Genomic DNA, 24,774 nt, shown 5'->3' on the forward strand with positions numbered 1-24,774 from the left:
TCAAATCGCACTTATTTCAGTCGAAATTGTTACATCGCTAGCCCTCATTGATAATTAATTTACTTTTAAAAACACTTTTTGAAGCCGATTTCACTAACCTTCTGCCTTTTAACCACAGAATAGATATGGCTATAGCTTTTTAATCGCTTTTAAAAGAGAGCTCACGCCGCTTTCAATCAAACGACGTGAACCCATGGTTATAGTCCATTCATTATTTTAACGTACACACCTTAGTCCATGACGAATCACTGGCAGAAAGCTCAGTATTGGCTTGCCCCCAACTTGGTACCCAAATCGCGCCGTTATGAACCATTTTCTCGCCTTTTGCGTTATATGGTTTCCAGCCATCTTGATGTACGAAATCAGGATAAACAGGTAAACCTTCTGGACGGCAAAGATCCGCTAATGGTAGGTCTGGATGCTCTTGAGCAAGAGCATATTCCACTCCATCGATTTTCACTGTGTAATTAACCGGCCCTGTAATCGGTAAGTTATAAGTAAATTTGATCTTACCCGTTTCACCATCAGCAATCGCTTGGTACTTAGATACGCTAAAGCTAATGCGATGGAAATCTCCTTTCAGACCGCCGATATTGTCACCATCATGACCCGACACAATACTGACTGTATTAGCATTACCTGCAACCGCATTAGCCGGAGCCGATGTTGGGTAATCAAATGAAATTTCAACGAGGTCATCAATGGTCACACCCGCGTTATTTTCAATGATAAGATCCGTCGTAATCGGGTAGTCAGCACGCTGTTTGTCTAAAGTAATCTTCAGGTCAACAGCTTGTGCGGGTATATTGCCTTCAATGATCTTGTTGCCGTAAGGCGCCGCAGACTTGAACTCTTCGTAAATGGTCTCCGTCATGGTATTACCCATGTGATATTCACCATTACCCGAAGCACATGCCGCTTCCGATTTATCGGCCACATTTGAACGTTTGCCTTGTGCATCATATGGGTAACATGAGTAGTCGCCTGCTAGCTCCCAAAACATGATACCGCCGATACCTTGATCTTTGACGTAAGCAGCTTTAGTCAAGATTGACTTCTTATCTTCCATCGACAAGAAAGTTTGTGTCGTTGAGTTCCATAACCAAGGCGCGACGGCTTGCTCATCGTAATGATACTCATACTGACCTTGGATCTGGTCGTAAGCTGTTTTATCGCCGGTGTAATCCGGTGAGTTAACGTATGTGGTTAGGTAAGAGCCAAGCATGTTGTTTTGCAAGTTTTTCGCGTGCCACATTGGGTTTGAACCCGCTGGTACTTCTTGATCTTTTTCCAAGTCATGCCATAGGTTATCTAAACCTTTCGCCCCCGCGCCGCACTTACCGTGAGTACCTGCTGGACAATTGCTGCCTTTTGATTTGCCCCATAGGCCCGCTTCACCACCTGATACTTTTTCCCAACCACGGGTGTAATATGGAACACCTATATTGATACGCCCTGCTGGCATACCGCCGCGGTAATAATGAGCGGCCCAGTCCGTATTCAAGTAGCCCAGTTTGCCGTATTGCTGCGCCGCGTATACTTGCGCTAACTCGCCGTCTTTACCTGTATCGTAAAGTGCAGCATTGTGACCGACATACTCATTCCATGCACCATGTAAGTCGTAAGACATAATGTTGATGTAATCGAGGTAAGCGTTGGCTTCATAACGCTCCATACCACGTAAGAGCCAGCCAGAAGCAGGCGCCGCAACAGTTAATAGATAGTGCTGACCATCTTCAACCGAGGCTTTATCTAACTCTTCGCGCATGACCTTCATCAATTCAACATAGGAAGCCATTAAATGTGGGCGTAATTTATCAGAGATCCAAAAGTCTTCAGGATGGCCCGCTCCTTTCATCGTAGAGGCGTATTCGTAGTCGATGTCGATACCATCAATTTTGTGCTTGCGAATAAACTCAACTGACGATTTAGCAAACTTGGCAATGCCAGCATGATTAATTGAGCCGTCCATATTAGTGGTTAGCTTGTAGAAACCACCCGTTTGCTCACGGCCATCAGGGCCATTAATGCCACCCGTTTCAGCCCAACCACCAACAGAAATCAGTACTTTCACATCATGTTGCATTTTACGCTCAACTAAACGAGCTAACTGCTCTTGTTGCGCTTGGCCTAAACCTACGCCTTGATCTTTACCAACATGGGCAAAGGCATAGTTAATGTGGGTTAAGTTTTCCCAGGGAATATCATCAACCAAGTAGTCTTGATCAACATTTCCTTTATTACGCCAACTGGTAAAGTAACCAATCACGCGTCGAGGGTGATCGGCCCCCATTTTTTCGCGACCTTGATCATCGTAAACACTACAGTATGGAACTTTTACACCCGGTGTTTGATATAAACCATCTGGGCGACAATCATTGCTCACCACGCCATCGTTAACCGTTAAAAAAGCATGTTGCTGCATGCTCAAACCTTTCATATCTGTTGCTACTACAGTGATCTTAACGTCTTTAGTCACTACAAAATCAAAGGCATACTTGCCACTGAAAAAGTCTGAAACCGTGTCAGGCGTGAATCTAGCGATCGTTATCCCATCACTCAAAAATTCAACTTGTTTTAAGCCATCGTCAGCATCACTAGCTGTTGCATTGATGGTAACGGTATCTCCCAATTTAGCCTGTGTAACACTCAAGCTAACGCTAACTTCTGGCGGCATATTTAGCACTTCTTTACCGTTTACAGTTAAACTCTGCTCAACCACAGCCCCTTTATCATCCGTGGCTGTTACAACGATATTATTAACGCCTGTTTCAACGACGAAATTGGCAAGGTAAGTCACCTTGTTACTTGTGCCATTATTGGGACCTGGAATAAGGTCGATGACTTGACCGTTAACCATGACTTCAACGGCAGCAACTTGACCATCTTTATCTTCAGCCGTAACTTGCAACTGCACTTGTTCACCAATCATAATTTCGGCGCCATCGGCCACACCCGCAACCGACATCGTCGGGGCTATATTATCAATGGTGCCAGTTTCAACTTGAATGGTTTGGCTCGCAACATTACTGGTTGCATCTTGGTCATCATAAGCAATTGCAGTTAATACATGAGTGCCAGCAAGTGCTATCCAGCTTGCTTGGAACGGAGCGCTCATTGCTACACCTATGGGTTGACCATCAATGAAAAATTCGACCTTTTTCACTTGACCATCTTCATCTACAGCACTGGCATTAAATGTAGTTAAAGTACCAGCAACAAGGGGAGTAACAGTATCAAGAGTGACCGTTGGTGGCACATTAATTACAGTGTCGCCACATTCACCTTTAAATTGCCAGTTAGCCCAATCAGAAGCACCAACAGCGGGTTGATCCCAGCTGCCCGCATACCATTTATTTTCAAATACCGATCCTTGGTGTTGAACCATTGTTCCTTTTGTGGCGTAGGTGCTTGAAGCATCCCAAACAGGGATATCAGCACAATCATATAACGAGGCAGCTTGAGTATTAAAAGCCAATAAACAGGCGGATGTAATAGTACTGAGCGCAAAAGCGCCCTTGGCCAGTGAGGCCTTAGTCGATTTGTTCATTGCGTTTATCCTTAAACGAGCGAATGTATTATGATTCGACTTTTCCTAAGTCGAGCTAAAAACATAAAACATACATCAAGAAAAAATAACAACGCAGATCACACTAAATTAACTGTTTAAAAAAACCACACTTAGTACAAATTAAAATTTAATATTAAAGTATTAAACACATCGCCAGCTGATTTAAAAACTGCCAAGCCGCTAATAAAACAACCTAAACATCAATATCTATAGATCTAGGTTCGAGCTAAGTTTTACAAGTTCACTATAAAATAGATACAAAAAAGGCCAGCAGTGCTGGCCTTTCTATGTGCAAAAATAAAATCATAACATCATGATTTATCTCAGCTATTAGACTGGAACTGCATTACATCATGCCGCCCATTCCACCCATGCCGCCCATGTCTGGCATAGCTGGTGCGTCTTTTTGTGGCTTGTCTGTGATCATCGCTTCAGTGGTGATCATTAGACCCGCAACAGACGATGCAAACTGAATCGCACTACGTGTTACTTTAGTTGGATCTAGGATACCCATTGCAATCATATCGCCGTACTCTTCAGTTGCAGCGTTGTAACCGTAGCTACCTTCACCTGCGCGAACGTTATTAGCAACCACTGACGCTTCTTCACCCGCATTCGTTACGATTTGACGCAGTGGCGCTTCCATCGCACGTAGTGCTACGCGAATACCAACATTTTGGTCTTCGTTGTCGCCAGTTAAATCAGCAAGTTTTGCAGCAACGCGTACTAGTGCAACACCACCACCCGCAACTACACCTTCTTCAACAGCGGCACGTGTTGCATGTAATGCATCTTCAACGCGTGCTTTTTTCTCTTTCATTTCAACTTCAGTTGCAGCGCCAACTTTGATTACCGCTACACCGCCTGCTAGTTTAGCTACGCGCTCTTGCAGTTTTTCTTTATCGTAGTCAGAAGAAGACTCTTCAATTTGGCCACGAATTTGCGCTACGCGCCCTTCAATTTGTGCTTGCTCACCAATACCATCGATAATAGTTGTTTCATCTTTATTGATGATGATGCGTTTCGCTTGACCGAGATCTTCAAGTTGTACTTTTTCAAGATCTAAACCCACTTCTTCAGAAATCACAGTACCTGCAGTTAGGATAGCAATGTCTTGTAGCATGGCTTTACGACGGTCACCAAACCCAGGCGCTTTAACCGCTGCAACTTTAACAATACCGCGCATGTTGTTAACAACTAATGTCGCTAGTGCTTCACCTTCAACATCTTCAGCAATGATAAGCAGTGGCTTACCCGCTTTCGCTACACCTTCAAGGGTAGGAAGTAATTCACGGATGTTAGAGATTTTCTTATCAACCAATAGAATGTATGGGCTTTCTAGCTCAACTGTGCCCGCTTCTTGGTTGTTAATGAAGTAAGGAGATAGGTAACCGCGGTCAAACTGCATACCTTCTACTACATCTAATTCGTTTTGTAGGCCTTGACCTTCTTCAACAGTGATAACGCCTTCTTTACCTACTTTGCCCATGGCTTCAGCAATGATGTCGCCTACTGCGCTGTCAGAGTTAGCAGAAATCGTACCCACTTGTGCAATAGCATTCGCGTCGGCACAAGGTACAGATAAAGCTTTCAGCTCTTCAACCGCAGCGATGACTGCTTTGTCGATACCACGCTTAAGGTCCATTGGGTTCATACCCGCAGCAACAGCTTTTAGACCTTCGGTGATAATTGATTGTGCCAGTACGGTTGCAGTTGTTGTACCGTCACCCGCTGCATCGTTGGCTTGAGAAGCAACTTCTTTCACCATTTGCGCGCCCATGTTCTCGAACTTATCTTCTAGTTCGATTTCTTTAGCAACTGATACGCCATCTTTGGTGATGGTTGGAGCGCCAAAGCTTTTGTCTAGTACGACATTACGACCTTTAGGGCCTAACGTTACCTTTACTGCGTCAGCTAAAATATTTACACCCGCTAACATTTTTTCGCGAGCGTCACTACCAAACAATACGTCTTTTGCAGCCATTGTTGTTTCCTTAAATTCTTTAAATAATTGAGAAAGTTAAATTACATTCAATGCGTTAATTAAGCTTCAACCACGGCAAGGATGTCACCTTCGCTCATGATCAATACTTCTTCGCCGTTTAGTTTTTCTGTTTTAACGCCGTAACCTTCACTAAAAATGATTGTGTCGCCTACTTTTACATCCAATGCTTTAACGTCGCCATTTTCTAGAATGCGGCCATTACCCACTGCGATAATCTCACCGCGAGTTGACTTGGTTGCAGCTGAGCCAGTTAAAACGATACCGCCAGCAGACTTAGATTCTTGTTCTTGACGTCTAACGATAACGCGATCGTGTAAAGGACGAATATTCATTGAAGTTCTCCTGAGAGTTTAAGTTTATGTTGTTGCTATAAAAGACCTTGAGCAAAATGCTTTTGGTCAAATCCATGCTCACTAGATGGGGTTGCTACAGATTTTCTCAAGGGGAAAGATAAAAAAAATCAGAAAATTTCTGTGTTTTTTACAGGGTTGTGGGCTTTCTTACACTCAGATACAAAAAAAGGAGCTAAATGCTCCTTTTTTACGTCGTCAAAACTGGATGCTAAGCTGCAACACTTTGCTGTATTTGCATCTCTTTGATGATGCGATTGACTTCACTCATGACTGAAAGCGCTTTTCTGTCAGCATCTTTATAGGCCACTAATTTGCCATTAACTACACGAAAGCGACCGACTCCGACAATATAGATTCGGCCATTGAAAAAGGCTTTTATATGTTTAGCGACTTGACGAGGATGGTACTTTTTAAACGTTTTTAAAGATACAGCAACATTCATTTGGAAAATCTCCCTTGATGATGCCCCTAACATTACAGTTCAAAGTAATGAAGAGGACCAAACTAGCTGATTGTTCAGCTAAATCGCAAGCTCCATGCCACCAATGCTTTATTTAGAATTAAACCTATCCTTGGGTTTAACCCATACTTCAATAAGGCCCACCAAGCTGGTGAAAATTAATTATTGTGTCGAGTTTTACTCTGGTTAGACGCATTTGGTTCACCAAAGTTCATATTTTTTTGTTTGAATTTCGACGCGAAGTAAAATACAGGGTTATTTTTTGCTTTTCAAGACACATCAGAATGAATCATAAAATAGTGTGATAACTGGCGGTTTGCTAAAAAAAGTAATCAATAGCAGAAACAAAAACAGCACGTGTTATCGTGCTGTTTTGATGAGTAGAGTGTTGGGTGCGTGATATTGGCAATTATTCTTTGCGCTCGTATTCACCTTCAATGGTGTTGCCGTCGTTCACTTTGTTGTCGGCTGACCCTTGTTGGTTTGGCCCTTGAGGTGGCGGTGTAAAAGGCTGACCACCGGTAAATCCACCATGAAAACCGCCATGGCTACCTGCCACCATTTGCAGCTGAAATTTATTCATCGCCGCTTTCGCTAACTTGGCTCTAATGCCTGGTTGCAACAACATTAAGCCGCAAAAATCAGTAACAAAACCAGGGGTCACTAATAATACCCCGGCGATAACTAGCATCATGCCCTCAATCAGTTGTTGGCCTGGCATTTCACCTTGGTTTACACGCGCTTGCACTTTGAACATGGTTTGTATGCCTTGGCTACGCACTAACGCAGAGCCGACGAATGCAGTAACGACCACTAAGCCAACGGTTGGCCAAGCTCCTAAGAATCCACCGACTTTAACAAGAATGAATATTTCTAATAACGATGTGGCAGTAAACAATAAAAACAGTCTGGCAAACATAATAACCTCAGCCTTGAGTTCCATTTCATAAGCATAACAAGCATGCAGTAAATCACTATACCTAAATGCCTTTATCGGGCTTAGGGTTAACAATGCTATTTCGCGATATAAATATCTCCTACCAAAGCCTGTATCGCCAACTATAGGAGCTAAGCTTGCTCAGCAAACATTGCAAATTCCCTGAGCAAGCTCAGGTCCTACAAAAAAACACGAATCAACAAATTTAACATACAAGGAGCGGAATTTATTCCGCGAAAAAATGTTTTTGCGAAAAAGTCTGCCTAGCTTACCTGAACTCTTACTTCGCCACAAAAACAGCATTCGCTGTATATACCGAACTCATAGCCAAGTATTACCGAACTCGAGATAAAATTTATAAGCCTTAATCACTTACAAAACCAAATTTGCCACCACAAAGCCCAGCGCCACAGAAGACGAAATGGTTACCACGCCTGGAATGACAAACGGATGATTGAATACGGCCTTACCAATGCGGGTTGAACCTGTGTCATCCATTTCGACTGCGGCAAGTAAAGTAGGATAAGTGGGCAGCACAAATAAAGCGCTCACGGCTGCAAAAGAGGCTATCGCCGCTGCTGGGCTCACTCCAAGCATCAGTGCCGATGGGATCAACGCGGCAGTCGTTGCCGCTTGCGAATACAACAGCATGCTGGCAAAAAACAACACCACTGACAGCATCCATGGGTGATCCGTTAGCACCACTCCTGAGATTTCTTTAATGCCTTCAATGTGGTTTGATACAAAAGTATCCCCCAACCATGCAACACCTAGCACACAAATACACGCGCTCATGCCCGATTTAAAAGTGGCAGCATTGAGCACTTCTGAGGTATCTATTTTAGTGATGAATGCAATAAGGGTGGCTGCTGTTAGCATAAACACCATAATGGCTTCGTTGCGGGGCAATACAGGGGCATCTATCCAAGCAACCGTATCACTAATGGCGGTGGCATAAGTAACCACAGCAATAATAGCGAACAAGAAAATCATGACTGACAGCTTAGCCCCAGACTTAAGCTCTCTCGCTTGTCCTTGATGCAACGAAACCAAGCCTTTGGCTAAGCGATCTTGATAAACCTCATCATCCGCTAAATCTTTCCCCATAAACTGCGCCACAAATGCCCCTATCATGCAGGCAATAAACGTGGTTGGAATGCAAATAAGTAGAATTTGTAAGTAGCTCACGTTGTATTTTTCTAGCATGCCGCTCATTAACACTAACGCCGCAGAAATAGGTGACGCCGTAATCGCAATTTGCGAGGCGACCACGGCAATGCTTAAAGGACGCGAAGGCCTAATGCCCTGCTCCTTGGCCACTTCGGCAATCACAGGTAAAGTAGAAAAAGCGGTGTGGCCGGTGCCTGCAAACAAGGTCATCACGTAGGTTACTATCGGGGCTAAAAAAGTGACCTGTTTCGGATTTTTACGCAGTACACGCTCAGCTAACGAAACCAAATAATCTAACCCGCCTGCAACTTGCATTGCTGCTATCGCGGCGATCACCGACATAATAATAAGGATAACATCAATAGGAATCGTGCCCGGTGTCATGCCAAAACCTAACGTCAGTATCAATACACCTAGGCCACCAGCAAAGCCGATACCTATACTACCTAGCCGAGCACCTAGAAAAATGGCGCTTAATACAACCAAGAGTTCTACTACTATCATGATCTTGTTCCTATCGAGTTTCGTTATAAATCCGTACTCAATCATTAGCATGATTGGTTGAGAACTAATGCGAGTTTACTGGCGCAGTCCACACTACAAAAAATATCTATTCGTTTATATATCGAGATACCCTTATCATTGAACCTTAAGTCTAATCCAAGGAGTGTGTATTGATGCAACAAACATACATTATGGTGCTGTGCTCTGCACCCGATAGCACGGAAGCCGATAAAATTGCAGGTGAAATTTTACGTGAAAAACTTGCGGCTTGTATTACCATGCAACCTAACGTGTATTCCTTGTATCATTGGCAAGGTGAGATACAGCAAGATCGTGAAGTGCTAATGATGATAAAAACCACGGCCAGCTTGTTTGATAAGCTGTCTGAAGCTATTAAAAATCTGCACAGCTATGATACGCCGGAGATTATTGCGCTGCCGATAACACAAGGTGAACCACGATACTTAAACTGGATCGATCAAGTAACACAATAGAAAACCACGTTAACCATTTAATCGCTGGGCAACTTTCATGCGCCCAGTAGCTTTACTTAACGCATTTTCAAGGTAGTAAAATGACTCGTTTTTTGGCATGTATTCTTAGTTTATTCTTGATTAGCACTACGATAGCAGCAGGCGATCCACCTTTTAGTCAAACTAGCGTTAATTCAAGTAGCCCATTTAGCCAGCAGCCGAGTTTTTTACCAGTCGACCGGGCTTTTCAGTTTGCTTACCAACAGCAAGACGATGAAGTCTATTTAAACTGGGCGGTTACACCTGAATATTACCTCTATCAGCATCAATTTAGCTTTCAGGCGCAAGGCGTTGAGATATTGCCCCCTATCTTGCCTGAGGGCATTGCTTATCACGATGACTACTTTGGTGATGTGGTGATTTATCGCCAAGACACAGAAATTGTATTAAATGTGAAAAACATCGCCAACGATGCGCAAATCAGCGTGACTTATCAAGGCTGCGCCGATGCGGGTTTATGCTACCCACCTGAAACCAAAGTGATTTATCTTAGCCCGCTAGAGGGGCAAACGAGTACAGCAAGTCAAAGCGACACGCCAGCACAGAGCAATGGTATCGTACAGCAAAAATTAGATCAGCAAAGCTCCAGCGGTCTAGCCGATATATTGTCCGAGCAAAGCTTACTCATTAGTTTGGGGTTATTTTTTCTCCTTGGTATTGGCCTTGCCTTTACTCCGTGTGTGTTTCCAATGTACCCGATTTTGTCCGGCATTATTGTTGGGCAACAATCCTTAAGCACAAAACGTAGCTTTTTACTGTCGTTTACTTATGTGCAAGGCATGGCGCTAACTTACACCTTACTTGGTCTCGTGGTGGCGATGGCAGGACTGAAATACCAAGCTGCGTTGCAACATCCGGTGATCCTGATTTCATTGGCGGTGCTTTTTACGGTGCTCTCTTTGTCGATGTTTGGCTTGTTTAACCTGCAATTACCCAGCTTTATCAGTGAGCGTTTAAATAAGGTCAGCAATCAGCAGCAAGGTGGCAGCGTCAAAGGCGTGTTTTTAATGGGTCTGATCTCAGGCTTAGTTTGCTCACCTTGCACCACTGCACCTTTATCAGGCGCTTTATTGTACGTAGCAGGCACCGGCGATTTAGTACTTGGCGGCGCGGTACTTTATGCCCTTAGCCTTGGCATGGGCTTACCTTTACTTGTTCTAGGCACCTCTGGCGGTAAATTTTTACCGAAAGCAGGCATGTGGATGGTGCACATTAAAGTGATATTTGGCTTTTTATTATTGAGTGTTGCCGTGGTGATGTTAGAGCGCTTTATTAGCGCTACAATAAGCAGCGTGTTATTTGCTCTTCTAGGTTTAGCTTTACTGGCATATTTAGCCCATGCACTCTGGCGCAGCGCACATCATTTAAAAACATTGGGGCTGGTTTGTATTGCATTAGCGGGCACAGCCGTGATTGGTTCAACCGCTGCACAGATCAGCGAGCAACAAAATACTAATCAAGGTTTAAAGTCTCGCTTTATTTATGTCACTGATTTATCTGAGTTACAAAATCAATTGGCTATTGCTAAACAAAATAATCAGGCCGTGATGGTCGATTTTTATGCGGATTGGTGCGTGGCCTGTAAGGATTTTGAAAAAGCCACTTTTACTCATAATGGTGTCATTGATCAGCTTGAGAATGTGGTCTTGATCCAAGCCGATGTCACTAAAAACAATGCCGATGATCAAGGCATGCTCAGTGAACTAAATATTTTGGGCCTGCCCAGCATTTTGTTTTATAACCAGCAAGGTGAGCGTTTAACCCAAGCACGTGTCACAGGCTTTATGGCTGGCGAGCAATTTTTACAACACTTGCAGCGCCATGAAATCCAATGAGTGAGAGCGTCTAGATGATTGAAAAAATCAGTCGGATCAATTTAAACCTGATTGTGAGTTTACATTTGCTGCTGCAAGAGCTGAGCGTAACCAAAGCCGCTCAGCGACAATTTATTAGTCAGTCGGCCATGAGTAAAAACTTAGCGAAGCTGCGCGAGTTGTTTAATGATCCGCTGTTAATTAAAGCGGGCCCTGAGTTAACCCCGACCAATAAAGCCATGCAACTGGCACCTGAAGTCGCCAAATTAGTGCAAGCCATGGATGGGCTATTTAGCTCGCAAGAGTTTGACCCGATGGAATGTCGCAAAGAGTTCACCATCGCCTCAACGGATTATGTCAGTGAATACATTCTTCCCAAGGCGCTGGCTGACATTTATCGCGCGGCGCCACATATTAGTATCAACGTCCAAAACTGGGACAAGCAAACCTATCAACTGTTAAAAGAAGGTAAGGTCGATTTAGGTACTACGATCCAAGATCCCAACGCCAAAGACATGCACGCCAGCTTAATCAATCGTGACTATTTTGTTTGTATCATGCGCCAAGAGCATCCTTTAAGCGCAAAAACCAGTTTGTCACTGCAAGATTTTGCTGACTATCATCATGCCGTGATCACCGTTGGCACAGACAAAACCACCGCTATCGACCGAGCCCTTGCCGACAAAGGCGTGACGCGAAAGGTACGGTTACGAGTCAGCTCTTATCCATCGGCTGTTAATATGGTGGCGCAATCTAATTTATTACTGACTTTGCCGTCGCATATCGCCAAGCGCTTGTCAGAAGATCACCCTGTAACCATTAAACCCTTACCCATCGAAATCGACGAATTTGATTGCACCTTACAGTGGCATCATCGCAACCATCAAGATCCGGCCCATCGCTGGTTTAGAACGCGTTTGGCGGAACTGATCCAAGCCCAAGAGCTGGATCCGATTTAATCTTTTAAATACACATTCCATTTTGGAATACTGTAAATTCTTAAAAGTCACTAAAGTAATAATCGATTCAGCACTACACTAAACAAATATTAATATTTGTTTAGATTCTTACCGTTATGACTGAAGTCTTGTTTACGTTACTGGTGATTAATTTACTGGGGATGTTAAGCCCAGGTCCCGATATGATCATGGTGATCCGCTATGGCAGCACAGGCGCTAAACGCACCACATTATGTTGTATTCTTGGCATCATGACCGGATTTTGTGCTCATTTGTTATTGGCTATTTTTGGCGTATCAATGCTGATAGCTCAAGCCCCCATGGTGTTTACCACGGTGAAATACCTCGGCGCGGCTTATCTAGTTTATTTGGGCATAAAAGCATGGCGCAGTAATAAAAAAAGCCTTGAGTCTACCTGTAAGGGCCCGATCAAAGCACGTTATGCTTACTTAGAGGGACTACTTTGTAATTTGCTTAACCCTAAAGTGTTAATGTTCTTAGTTGCCACTTTTACGCAAATTGTGTCGCCAGAAACCTCCACCAGCAATAAACTCTTTTTTGCCGCAACCATCGCCATTGAAGCCATTGTGGTTTGGGCACTGCTAGTCCGCTTTATCTATTCGGGCTGGCTTAATACCTGGCTCCAAAAAAACCAACAACGTATTAACAAACTCTCAGGTGTTATTTTAGTCGGTTTGGGCAGCATCATTGGCATTCAAATGTCTTAACCGATTCAAAAGATATCCTGAAAACCCCGTTGCACTGGCAACGGGGATCGAATTTTCACAATAACATCCGCCCATTTGTGTGAGCTGGGATCTATACTAAAGTCTTACTAAGGGGGCATCAATTGACCGAAAGTCATGTTGGTGTTAGCTTGAGGTAAAAAATTAGCCCCATCTATTAACATGGATATGATCCCATGGACACGCCCTACACTATTGTTATAGCCGATGATCACCCCCTATTTAGAAACGCTTTATACCAAGCGGTACATATGGCGGTGAACAACGCAAATTTACTTGAAGCCGATACCATTGATGGCTTATTGGCTTTACTAGAACAAACCGAAGACGTCGATTTACTGTTACTCGATTTAAAAATGCCTGGCGCTAATGGCTTTTCTGGCTTAACCCATTTACGAGGTTTATACCCTGATTTGCCCATAGTGGTGGTATCAGCCAGTGAAGATGAAGCTGTGATCCGCAAGGCGATAAAATTAGGTGCGATGGGATTTATTCCAAAATCGTCACCGATGAAGCAACTGGTCAGCGCCTTAAATCAAACCTTAGCAGGGGATCCTTGGTTACCTGAAGGCATCGACTTAAACTATGTCGACCCTGAGCAATCTGACTTTGCCGATAAACTCGCATTACTCACCCCGCAGCAATATCGAGTATTAGTGATGCTTAATGAGGGCCTGCTGAATAAACAAATTGCTTACGAACTCGGTGTTTCTGAAGCCACAGTAAAAGCTCACGTTACTGCAATATTTCGTAAATTAGAAGTCAGCAACCGCACTCAGGCGGTGATCGCACTGCAACAAATGGAAGTTGATTAATCACAGAGCCCTGCCCAAGGGCTCGGCATTTTCTCAACTATTGTCACTCGTTTTTAAGGTCTTCTATGCTAAATCCAGATATTGAGCAAGCCGCTCAAGTACTCGCATCACGTCGTTTTCACCAGCAAGTTGGCCCTTTTCTCCCTCAAGCGCAACGGCCAAACAACTTTAATCAAGCATTTTCCATTCAACAAGCCTGCGCCAAACATTACAGCCAACTAGCGAGCACGGCACAAATTGGCTGGAAATGCGCGCAACCCAATGGCGATAAAACCATTATTGGCGCCTTGTTTGAAAGTGAAATACAACACCAAACAACCATCTGCCCATTAGCAAGCACAGACGGCAAGGCGCTGATTGAACCCGAGTTATGTTTTACCCTCAAAAGCGATTTACCGCCGCGCGCTGGCGCCTATAGCCAAACCGAAATTGATGATGCAATTGGCAGTACTCGCCTAGCTCTTGAGTTAATTCAAAGTCGCTATGAGGCGCCTAAGCAAGCGAGCTTTTTTGACGCCTTAGCCGATGGCTTATTAAATCAAGGAGTATGGTTAGGGCCTGAGATCAAAGCTGCCACCGATCTAAGTTACAGCGAGTTTGAACTCACTATTGCAGTACAAGGTGAGCCCAATCAAGTACTAGTGGGTAAACATCAAGATGGCCACGCTCGTGCCGGTTTATATTGGCTGGTGAATTTTTTATCGCAGCGAGGCATAGGCCTAAGCAAAGGCCAACAAGTGATCACCGGCTCATATGCGGGTGTCATCAGCTTACCATTCGACAAAATTATCCATTTTCAATATGGCAAGTTAGGGGAGTTTCAGTTGGAATTTCGCGATATAAAGATCGCTCCTACAGATGACATTTCTTGACCCGTAGGAGCAGAGCTTGCTCTGCGAATATCACAAATTCCCTGAGCAAGCTCAAGTCCGACAAAAAGCACGAATCAACGAGCTCAATTACTTTTGCTGCAATCCCAGTAGATAGTTCTTGAGATTAACACCACGATTAGTAATACCGAGTTTATTGCGTAAACTATTGCGATGGTTTTCAACTGTTTTTCGCGCCACATTCAAGGTGCTAGCAATATCCTTACTCGACATACCTCCACGAATGAACTCAGCCACTTGCAACTCTGATGGGGTAAGCACTTGCAGCAACTGAGCGTTCATACTCGGCGCATCGTTAATTAATGATGTCATGCTCGATTTGACAATTTCTAAGCACATTCTCAGCATCGGATCTTGCAGTTGTTGCAACCGCTTTTCTACCTCAGGCAAGTGTTTATTACGCACCTCTTGTTGCAGCGACTCTGGCATTTGACTTTGCGGAGCGGACGTTAGCATGCTCAACGAACTCGCCAGTTCATTAATAATTTTATAATCCTGCTCAATCACTGAAAGTTTCGGCTCATCCGCTAACGCATCGCGTGACTGAATTTGCAGTGCAAACACAGCAGGCTCCTGCGGATCACTCAGCCTTATTACCTCAAACACTAAATTAGCCACGGTAAAGGATAACGCACTGGTGGGATTTAAAATATACGCACGAAGCCCTTCAATGTTGGTGTGACCAATTAAAAAAACCAAATCATCCAAGCAGTTAAGCTGTAGCGAAGAAACCGGATAATTAGACGCTAATATTTGCTCTGCTTGATCAAAAGCAACAAAATAAATGTCATTATTGGCCAATAACTGCTGATACATTTGCGCCGTAACTATCGGGTGTTGATGATGACTCATTAACCTCTTTATCTCCTCGCTGTGTTTGCTATCAATAAACCAACACTCAGACTGTATAATACCTATATTTTACCTGTTTATCACTTTATCCCCCGTTACAAACGGTGGTGAACTTCGCACTTAGGTAAAATGACAACGTGATGGTTTTACATCATAGCGCCACTATCTCATCAAAATATTGCTCATTTAAAAGTCAAACTGTGATTGTTATCACCTTGTTAAAATGGTGGGATGCGATCCCGATCGCACAAAACACCTATAAAACACCTAGAATAAATACCTATTAAATACTCAACCCATGGCTAACGTGAAACAAATTTTACAACAGGGCGTTTCTTGCACCGAGAGAAATACACCTCACTATTAAGACAGAAGGTATGCATGATGAAAACAATACGATCTATTTGCCAATCTTTAAGCTTAACCGCATTGCTAACACTGAGTGCATTTACACAAGCAGAATCGAGTGCGACGCTGGGGCCAAATGGTGAAACAGCCACTCCCTTTACCGATATCAAGCTAACCACTGAACAACAAGAGAGCCTAAAAACGAAAGCTTATACCGCTGCAATCTTGATGCATAGCACCTCAGACTGGTCCAGTGCATTAATTGCAGGCGCAAAAGATAGCTTTGGGCAACTTAATATAGAAGTCGTCGCTGTTACCGATGCCGAGTTTGATGCCAACAAACAGCGAACCGATGTTGAAACGATTATGGCCATGAAGCCCGATATATTAATTGCTTTAGTTGTTGATCCTGTTTCCGGTGCCGCAGCCTTTAAACCCGCGGTAGAGCAAGGCAGCAAGTTAGTGCTGATCAGTAATCTACCAAAAGGCTTTGTACATGGTAAAGACTACGCAGGCATCGTCACTGATGACTTATTTCAAATGGGCAAAATTGCCGCCGACCTGATTGCTAAATCCGTAGGAGGGAAAGGAAAAATAGGCTTTATTTACCACGAGGCTAACTACTACGTCACCAACCAAAGAGACCAAGCGGTACTGACTCACCTAGCCAAAAATTATCCTGATATTGAGATAGTCGCGAAACGAGGCATTGCAAACGCCAACGATGGTGAGGTGATCGCATCAGCATTAATCACCCAGTTTAACGACATTAAAGCCATTTATGCACCATGGGACAGCATTGCAGAAGGCGTGGTGTCGGCCACTCGCGCAGCAGGACGCAGTGATATCAAGGTGGTGACCATGGATCTCGGCGCAGCGAATGCCTTAGACATGGCGAAGCAGCGTAATGTTGCCGGCATTGTGACGGATTTACCCTATGACCTAGGCCAAACTCTGGCTCATATGGGCGCCCTTGCTAAGTTAGGTGAGCCAACACCACCGTTTGTGACTGTCAGCGCCAGTGGCGTTACCCGCGAAAATTTAGCTCAAGCTTGGCAACATGCGCTGCGTAGAGAGCTACCAAAAGCGGTCAGTAAAGCCCTTAATAATTAAACGAGCTGCAATTAGGCAAGGAGGTAATATGGCTCAGCACGTCATTGAAGCACGTAATTTACAAAAAGGGTTTGATAACAACCCGGTATTAAAAGGGGTTAATTTCACCCTAAAAGCGGGCGAAGTGCATGCGCTTGTCGGTCAAAACGGTGCGGGGAAGTCAACCTTAGTCAAGCTGCTCAACGGTTATCATCAACGCGATGGCGGCACGGTTCACTTATTTGGCGAGCCTTGTCATTTTTCTAGCCCTCGCGAAGCCCAAGCAAAAGGCATCGCGATGGTATACCAAGATCTCAGCCTGATCCCTAGTTTAAGTATTGCTGATAATATTTTTTTAACCCAAAACGAGCAGACTACACCGTTAATTTCAAATCGAGAGCGTGAACGCCAAGCCGCTCCTTTTTTGGCTGCTTTAGGCGTAAACATCGACCCAAGGCAAAAGGTCGAAAGTCTCAGTGTTGGCGAACAACAATTTGTTGAAATCGCTAAGGCCTTGGCCATGAAAGCCAAAATACTCGTGCTTGATGAGCCAACGGCTTCGCTATCAAACAATGAAATTAACGAGCTGTTTAAGGTGGTCAATAAACTCAAGTCACAAGGTATTGCCATTATTTATATCACCCACTATCTCAGTGACATCATGAGAATTTGTGATGCAGTAACGGTGCTGCGTGATGGTTATACCGTACTCGAAACAGCCACAGCCGATACGTCCATTGATGTATTAGTTGAGGCGATGCTTGGTCAAAAAGCAAACACTCAACTGACATGGGCTCGCCAAGTTGTGCCCGATAACTCCGCGTCAGTCCCTTTGTTGGAGTTGCGCGACGTGAGCACCGCGATGCTTAGCCATGTTTCACTTAAAGTGATGCCTGGCCAAGTAATAGGTTTAGCCGGATTACTCGGTAGCGGGCGCACCGAAATTCTGGAAGCCATATATGGGCTTACGCCGCTGACAGGCGGTGAAATTTTCGTTAACGGAAAACCAGTCTCCATCGCTTCTCCTCGGTCTGCCATCGAGAAGGGCATCAATATGGTACCCGAAGAACGACGCTCACAAGGACTCGTGCTGGATTTTTCTGTGTCAGATAACGTGTTAATGGCTTCGTTTGAAAGGATATCTAACTCATTGTTTTTAAATAAATCCAAAGGTGCGTCTATTGTTAACGATACGATTAAAAAGTTAGGCGTCAAAACCACGGGAATGGATCAATCGGTTCGTTTCTTATCCGGCGGTAATCAACAAAAAGTGGTGATTGGTAAGTGCCTTTCTACTGATGCCAAAGTGTTACTGCTGGACGATCCCACTTTTGGTATTGATATCAATGCCAAATACGAAATTATGAAAATTGTAAATCAATATGTCGCGCAAGGTAACGGGGTTATTTTTGTGTCGAGTGAGTACGCTGAAGTTGGTAGTTTTTGCGATGTCATTTATGTGGTTAATAAAGGACGTATTGTGCGGCAATTTAGTGAACAGCCCATGAGCGAAGAGCAGTTACTGGCGGCAGTGCAATAGCCGAACAAATAAAAAGGATATTAAGCATGAATGAAAAAACACTGGTGGCAAGCAGCCAACCTAAGTTCAACATCGCCTGGCGTGATTATATTATTTACTTTGTTTTTATTGGTATTTTTGTCTTTTTCTCGGTAGCACTCCACGATAAAGGCTTTTTATCATCCACTAACTTAATGAATATCGCCCGCCAAACCGCCACCATCGCAATCATGGCGGTGGGCATGACCTTTGTGTTAAGCGCAGCCGAAATAGATCTTTCCTTCGGCGCCACTTTAGCACTGGCCGCAATAGTGGCCGCGCTGACATTGCAAGAAACCGACAGTATTTTCCTTGCGGTGTCTGCGGCGTTATTAGTAGGCACCATGATTGGTTTTATCAATGGTATTTTTGTCACTATGGTTGGCATTCCCTCCTTTCTCGTGACCTTAGGCACCACAGGCATTATCACGGGGATCGCACGTTGGTCTACGTCTTTGCAGTCGATTCCCATTGATAACGACACTTATGCGTTTATTTTTGGCTCTGGCGATATCGGCCCCTTTTCTATCTTATTTGTATGGATTTTAGTGGTGACTGTGATTGGCGCATTTGTACTGCGTAATACCACCTTTGGTAAGCATGTTTTAGCCACGGGCGGTAATAAAGTCTCGGCCATGTATTCTGGGATCAATATTAATCGCATAAAGCTTTATGTATTGATGATTAATGGCTTTCTCGCGGCATTAGCAGGCATTTTATATTCAGGCCGCCTCTACAGCGCACGCTACACCTTGGGCGAAAACGACCTGATGTTAGTGATTGCAGCGGTAATCATTGGCGGCACTAGCTTATTCGGTGGTAAAGGCACTGTTGTCGGCTCTGTGATCGGCGCATTGATTATGGGCATGGTTAATAACGGCTTGATTTTAATGGGGCTGAATGTAGACCAACAGCTGATATTACGCGGCATCATCGTCATTGTCGCTGTGACTTTTACCATGGGTCAGCTACGCCAATTACGCAAAAAATAATTAAATATATTAACTTAGGAGAAAATCATGATTGCCGATAGCCAAATCAGCGCCATCATCAAGCAATGGTCGTTAAAAGAAAAAATAGGTCAGCTCTTTATCTTAGCGTTTCCCGGTAAAGACGCAGAGCAAGCCAGAAACATGATTGCCGAATACAACTTAGGTGGCTGCTATTTAAGTCAAGACAACGCGACGACGTTTGCCGAAGCTCATCAGCTTAATAAAGGGCTAGAGGGAATATTACATCAACATCAGCGCCTGCCTCTGTTACTGGGTGTAGACCAAGAAGGTGCCTGGGGCGTGCTGGTGGGAGAATCAAGCACAGGCCCAGGTAACTTAGCCCTTGGCGTGGCCGACTCGGTAAAAAACACCGAGCAAATGTATCATATATTTGGCGACGAAATGCGCTATGCCGGTTTTAACTGCATATTGGGGCCGTGCTGTGATGTGAACTTTAACTTAGCTTCTCCTATTATTGATACTCGCTCGTTTGGCGATCAAGTTCATAAAGTGAGTGCCCATGCGGCTGGAGCCGTAAGAGGCTTACATCAAGGCAACATTATTGCTTGTGCCAAACATTTTCCAGGCCACGGTGACACCCAAGGTGATACCCACCGAGATATTCCACAGGTTAATAAGTCATATGACGAGTTAAAAGCTAACGATTTGGCTCCATTTCAAGCCGCGATCAACGCAGGCGTTGATGTGGTGATGACCAGCCATATCCTTTATCCCAAGCTAGATGCTCAACATCCAGCTACGTTGTCACCCTCCATACTGCAGCAGGTGTTGCGTCATGATATGGGCTTTGATGGCATTATCATTTCAGACAGTATGAATATGGGAGCCATTGTTCATCACTATCATCCGGTCGAAGCGGCCATTAAGGCCATGCAAGCCGGGATCACTATGATCATGCTATCTGAAGAGCATTACGATCATAGCCATGCCTACTTGGATAAACAGTTAGCAATGATCCACGGCCTAGTTGAAGCGGTGGAGTCTGGCGAGCTTGCAGAAAGTATTATTGAACAAGCACTACGCCGCGTGGTGCGCTTAAAACTGGAGAAGCTAATGCCAATGGCGCTATATCAAGAAGCGGATTTTTCGCAAGGATCATTGGTCGCCAAGCAAGCAGCGCAAGGGGGGGTAACTTGGATCCGAGGAGGCATCAATGGACAAGAGCAACCCCTCTACGTAATCAATGCAACGCCAGCATCCAGTTACAGCAATTTAATCAACCCAAGAGGGATTGGCCCCAATCAAGCACAATCCGCATACTCGCACTTTATCAACGCGCTGAAACACACTCAGCTGAATTGGCAAGAAACCAGCTTAGAACAACTTTCTGAGCAGGCAAAGCAAGGCTATATTGTGCTGGTTACAGAGAACCACCCCCTTCCCGGAGAAGATTTTGAACAACAAGCTGCGCAGCAGCTAGTGCAACAATGCAGTCGCGATTTTGACAATTTAGTGGTGGTGGCACTGCGTAGTCCTTACGATTTATGCCAATATCCAGATCTTAAACACTACTTATGCGCCCATTCGGCACGGCCAGAGAGTGCAACTGCTGCAGCGCAAGTATTAGCCAATGAAGTAACTGCCGCACAAGGCTGCGCCGTCAGTCTCGTGAGGTAAAGAAAACCGCTCACGGTATTCAGCCGTGAGCCTCCCTTGCGTTTAGCTCACTCTAATTATCCAATAAAGAACGGATCAAAGCTTTGAGTTTTAACGGTTTCACTGGCTTGCTCAAATAATGGTAACCGTGCTGTTTGATTTTTTGCATCATCTCATCTTGGCGATCGGCGCTGATCACCACGCCGGGAATATCGCCATATTGCAAACGTAACATGTGCAGGGCTTGCAGACCGGTTTTGCCGCCACCAAGATGGTAGTCACTTAATATAATTTGTGGCAACCAGCCTTTTGACAGTTTTTCTATCGCAATATCAAGACTTTCAGCCACTACCACTTCACAGCCCCAGCGGCTTAGCAAATCACTCATGCCTGAGAGAATATCCACTTCATTATCGATACATAAAATTCGTGTGCCCGCCACGCCAACACTTGGCTGAGTCACTGGGTTAACCACCTGCACTTGCTGCGGTGCTGAGCGCTCAATCAACACACTAAATACCGTGCCTTTATTGGGCCAAGATCGCACTAACAACTGATGCCCTAACAATTTGGCGAGTCCTTTAGCAATGGCAAGCCCTAAACCTAAGCCTTGCTCTTGCGCGGTTTTAGAATGGTCTAAACGCAAAAACTCTTCAAAAATGTCAGCCAGTTTATGCTCTGGAATGCCCGGCCCATTATCCCAAACTTGAATTTCAACATGTCTCTTCGTGCGGCGCACACCCAATAACACCTTGCCTTTTGGATTATAGCGAAAGGCATTAGTAAGAAAGTTCTGTAAGATCCGGCGCAGTAACTTAGGGTCGGAATACACCGGAATATTGGCGAGTAAGGTATGAAAGCTAACCCCATATTCTTTACCGAGCACACTAAACTCAGCATCGAGTTGATTGAGCACGTCGGTAATATAAAAATGCTTAAGTTTCGGCGTCAACTTACCAGCTTCTAGACGCGACATATCCAGTAAATCGCCAATTAATTCTTCTGCCGAGGTCAGTGAATCATCAATGTGCTTAGCCAGAGTGGATGTTTCTGGCGTGTTCGCCATTTCTCTTAATGATGAGGTAAACAGCTTAGCTGCATTTAATGGCTGCATTAAGTCGTGGCTGACCGCCGCTAAAAAACGGGTTTTAGAGTGATTCGCCATTTCTGAAAGTTCAGTGGCATACATTAATTGCGCATTTAAATGAGATAAGGCTTCGGTGCGCTCTGCGACTCGCGCTTCAAGGTTTTCATTTGCTTCTTTAAGGGCTTTTTCGGCTTCACGAAAGGGCGTAATGTCATAAAAGGTCATGACAAAGCCACCGCCCGGCATCGGGTTACCCTGCATTTGAATTTCTCGCCCATCGAGCCGAGTACGCGATGATTCATGGGGCGTACCATTGCGCATATGTTCAAGACGCCGCTGGATCTGTGACTCAATATCACCCAATCCTAATAAGCCTTGCTCAGCATTGTAGCGCATAATATCTTCTATCGGCCGCCCCACTTGGATCAGCTCTTTGGGAAAAGAAAATAACTCAATATAACGGCGATTCCATGCCACTAATTGTAACTGGCTGTCGACCACCGAAATCCCTTGGTTGATGTGCTCAATCGCCCCTTGTAGTAGGCCGCGGTTAAATTGAAATAGCTCGGAGGCTTCATCCACTATGGTGGCCAATTCGTCCAGCTGCATATCGCGGCCTTGCAAGGCAGAAGACAACACCAACCGCGCTGAAGATGCGCCAAACACCCCAGCCAATAGGCGCTCGGTCAGCTCTATCAGTGACCCCGGCGCTTGCATCTCAGGCTTCAACTCTAAATCATTAATGCGTGAATAACGGGTGTAATGTAACTTGACGCGGCGACGGCCTAAAAACCGTGTAGCTAGCATTTCTAACTCTTCTACCCGCACTTTCGCTTGGTAAAATGCCACCGGATCTTTATCTATATTGCCAACAAAGCCTGATGCTTGCATACGCTCACTTAGGGCTGATGAGGTTAAGCTTGAGCCAATTAAGTAGCCCAGTAAATTAGACACAATACTGAGTAAAATACCCCAATAAGCTGGGCTGAGGTCGGTAAATAAACCAAACTGTGGCGGCGTGATTAACCAAATCAACGAGTTGCTATTTATATCACCGGGTAACCAATTTAGTTCATGGCATAAGGTTAACAGCCAAAAACCAAACCCTAAGGTTAACCCTATGTAAACCCCCTTGCGATTACCGCTGCGCCAAAACAGCCCTAAAATTAACGCTGGCGCAAACAGGGCAATGGCGGCAAATGACAACACGCCAATTGCCGCTAACGACTCGAGCTGACTAAACAGTAAGTGCGCGCCCCACGCCAGCAATAAAATAATGATGATCGCGGTGCGACGAACCTTGATCAGCAGATCTTTAAACTCAACAAAGCTGTTCTTTTCAAAATTTTGTCGGCGTAGCAACAAGGGTAAGACAATGTCGTTACTGATCATAATAGACAAAGCTATAGTGGAAACTATCACCATGCCACTGGCCGCTGACATACCACCAAGGTAAGCGGCAATGGCAAGATAAGAGTGGTCAAAAGCCATTGGCAAACTGATCACATAGTGATCGGGACTCACGTGTTCGCCTAGCCATAAGTCTCCAGCCATCGCCAGAGGCAATACAAACACGCCCATGGCTAATAGGTAAAACGGAAACAACCAGCGCGCCCAGTGCAAATCTTGGCCTTGATTATTCTCTACCACAGTGACATGAAATTGGCGCGGCAGACAAATCATCGCACAGGCCGAAAGCAAAGTAAGCACTAACATCTCTAGCCCTTGTGCCCAATTAAACGCCCCCGCTCTGGCACTGAATTTATCTGCAATGGGCGCGGTGATAGCATCAGGTGCAGTATAAAAAACGTATAGAGCAAACACCCCCACCGCAACAAAGGCTATCAACTTAAGTAAGGATTCAAACGCCACGGCGATCATCATGCCGCGATGATGTTCGGTAATATCAATTTTACGAGTACCAAACAAGATAGTGAACATGGCAAGAGCAAGACTCACCAACAGCGCCATCAAGCCTGCATTATCTGCATTTTGCACCGCCGCCACAGTCGGGGTGCCGAGTAACTCAAGCCCCATTACAATGGCGCGCAGCTGCAGCGCGATGTAAGGCAAAATACCAATAATGGCGATAAGAGTGATCACCATCGCCAGCTTTTGTGATTTACCATAGCGCGCGGCAATAAAGTCGGCAATGGAGGTAATATGCTCACGCTTGGAAATGAGGATGATCCGGCCAAGTAACTTCCAGCCAAGGGTAAATACGAGAATAGGGCCAAGATAGATGGGAATGAACGACCAAAAGTCGGTGCTGGCCTGCCCCACGGTGCCAAAAAATGACCAGGAAGTGCAGTACACGCCAATAGAAAGGCTGTACACCAAAGGCTGCCATTTTAAACGCTTAGCTTTGATTCGATCGCCCAACCAAGCAATCAAAAACAATACACTAAGATAAACAACCGATACCGGCGCGACTAACCAGCCAAGATCCATGGCAAACCCAGATTAAGACA

18 protein-coding genes are annotated in these 24,774 nt (G+C 44.8%); 10 read left to right on the forward strand and 8 right to left on the reverse strand.

Translation table 11 applies throughout. From position 1 onward, the window contains the following. Positions 1-211: 211 nt before the first annotated feature. The 6 genes from Q4519_RS13245 to Q4519_RS13270 all read right to left on the reverse strand — a co-directional run bounded on the left by Q4519_RS13245 (position 212) and on the right by Q4519_RS13270 (position 9,000). Positions 212-3,550 carry a glycosyl hydrolase family 18 protein gene (locus tag Q4519_RS13245; protein WP_303512969.1) on the reverse strand — a complete coding sequence of 1,113 codons (3,339 nt, stop codon included), beginning with the start codon at positions 3,548-3,550 and terminating at the stop codon, positions 212-214. A 367-nt stretch (positions 3,551-3,917) separates the two neighbouring features. Then, complete coding sequence (gene groL / locus Q4519_RS13250; RefSeq protein WP_232799781.1) at positions 3,918-5,555, reverse strand: chaperonin GroEL; 1,638 nt, start codon at positions 5,553-5,555, stop codon at positions 3,918-3,920. 59 nt (positions 5,556-5,614) lie between these two features. After that, a complete protein-coding gene (locus Q4519_RS13255) occupies positions 5,615-5,908 on the reverse strand; it encodes a co-chaperone GroES (RefSeq protein ID WP_232799782.1) in 294 nt (97 codons plus the stop codon). Positions 5,909-6,137: 229 nt separating this feature from the next. Next, entirely contained in the window at positions 6,138-6,371 is a 234-nt protein-coding gene (locus tag Q4519_RS13260) for a DUF1107 domain-containing protein (RefSeq protein ID WP_232799783.1), read from the reverse strand. 427 nt (positions 6,372-6,798) lie between these two features. After that, on the reverse strand, positions 6,799-7,308 hold the full coding sequence (locus tag Q4519_RS13265; RefSeq protein ID WP_232799784.1) for an FxsA family protein: 510 nt from the start codon (positions 7,306-7,308) through the stop codon (positions 6,799-6,801). A 390-nt stretch (positions 7,309-7,698) separates the two neighbouring features. Then, positions 7,699-9,000 carry an anaerobic C4-dicarboxylate transporter gene (locus Q4519_RS13270; protein ID WP_303512974.1) on the reverse strand — a complete coding sequence of 434 codons (1,302 nt, stop codon included), beginning with the start codon at positions 8,998-9,000 and terminating at the stop codon, positions 7,699-7,701. Positions 9,001-9,173: 173 nt separating this feature from the next. Between Q4519_RS13270 and cutA the strand changes: the two genes are divergently transcribed. From cutA to Q4519_RS13300, 6 genes are all read left to right on the forward strand, one after another. After that, entirely contained in the window at positions 9,174-9,494 is a 321-nt protein-coding gene (gene cutA / locus Q4519_RS13275) for a divalent-cation tolerance protein CutA (RefSeq protein ID WP_232800036.1), read from the forward strand. Between the two features lie 80 nt (positions 9,495-9,574). Then, the gene (locus tag Q4519_RS13280) at positions 9,575-11,368 is read left to right on the forward strand and encodes a protein-disulfide reductase DsbD (RefSeq protein WP_303512977.1); all 1,794 of its coding nucleotides are present in this window, start codon (positions 9,575-9,577) and stop codon (positions 11,366-11,368) included. A gap of 14 nt (positions 11,369-11,382) precedes the next feature. Continuing rightward, on the forward strand, positions 11,383-12,306 hold the full coding sequence (locus Q4519_RS13285) for a LysR family transcriptional regulator (protein ID WP_303512979.1): 924 nt from the start codon (positions 11,383-11,385) through the stop codon (positions 12,304-12,306). 116 nt (positions 12,307-12,422) lie between these two features. After that, positions 12,423-13,034 carry a LysE family translocator gene (locus Q4519_RS13290; RefSeq protein WP_232799788.1) on the forward strand — a complete coding sequence of 204 codons (612 nt, stop codon included), beginning with the start codon at positions 12,423-12,425 and terminating at the stop codon, positions 13,032-13,034. A 194-nt stretch (positions 13,035-13,228) separates the two neighbouring features. Further along, positions 13,229-13,867 (forward strand): response regulator transcription factor, encoded by a 639-nt coding sequence (locus Q4519_RS13295; RefSeq protein WP_303512982.1) that lies wholly within the window; start codon positions 13,229-13,231, stop codon positions 13,865-13,867. Positions 13,868-13,932: 65 nt separating this feature from the next. After that, positions 13,933-14,739 carry a hydratase gene (locus Q4519_RS13300; RefSeq protein WP_303512984.1) on the forward strand — a complete coding sequence of 269 codons (807 nt, stop codon included), beginning with the start codon at positions 13,933-13,935 and terminating at the stop codon, positions 14,737-14,739. An 87-nt stretch (positions 14,740-14,826) separates the two neighbouring features. On the opposite strand, the gene Q4519_RS13305 is transcribed toward Q4519_RS13300, so the two are convergent. After that, positions 14,827-15,609, reverse strand: a complete 783-nt coding sequence (locus Q4519_RS13305; RefSeq protein WP_303512986.1) for a helix-turn-helix transcriptional regulator — start codon at positions 15,607-15,609, stop codon at positions 14,827-14,829. Positions 15,610-15,993: 384 nt separating this feature from the next. Here Q4519_RS13305 and Q4519_RS13310 point away from each other — a divergent pair, with 384 nt between their 5' ends. The 4 genes from Q4519_RS13310 to Q4519_RS13325 are packed head-to-tail and all read left to right on the forward strand — an operon-like array spanning position 15,994 to position 21,237. Then, complete coding sequence (locus tag Q4519_RS13310; protein ID WP_232799792.1) at positions 15,994-17,070, forward strand: substrate-binding domain-containing protein; 1,077 nt, start codon at positions 15,994-15,996, stop codon at positions 17,068-17,070. 28 nt (positions 17,071-17,098) lie between these two features. Further along, on the forward strand, positions 17,099-18,589 hold the full coding sequence (locus Q4519_RS13315; RefSeq protein ID WP_303512988.1) for a sugar ABC transporter ATP-binding protein: 1,491 nt from the start codon (positions 17,099-17,101) through the stop codon (positions 18,587-18,589). A 26-nt stretch (positions 18,590-18,615) separates the two neighbouring features. Then, positions 18,616-19,599, forward strand: a complete 984-nt coding sequence (locus Q4519_RS13320; RefSeq protein WP_232799794.1) for an ABC transporter permease — start codon at positions 18,616-18,618, stop codon at positions 19,597-19,599. Between the two features lie 27 nt (positions 19,600-19,626). Continuing rightward, positions 19,627-21,237: a glycoside hydrolase family 3 N-terminal domain-containing protein gene (locus tag Q4519_RS13325; RefSeq protein ID WP_303512990.1), complete on the forward strand. Its 1,611-nt coding sequence runs from the start codon at positions 19,627-19,629 to the stop codon at positions 21,235-21,237. A 52-nt stretch (positions 21,238-21,289) separates the two neighbouring features. Here the strand turns inward: Q4519_RS13325 and Q4519_RS13330 are convergent, their stop codons facing one another. Continuing rightward, positions 21,290-24,754 (reverse strand): hybrid sensor histidine kinase/response regulator, encoded by a 3,465-nt coding sequence (locus Q4519_RS13330; RefSeq protein WP_303512992.1) that lies wholly within the window; start codon positions 24,752-24,754, stop codon positions 21,290-21,292. Between the last annotated feature and the right edge of the window lie 20 nt (positions 24,755-24,774).

This window comes from Motilimonas sp. 1_MG-2023 (assembly GCF_030547455.1).
In the GTDB taxonomy this organism is placed as follows: Bacteria; Pseudomonadota; Gammaproteobacteria; order Enterobacterales; family CBDFNC01; genus Motilimonas.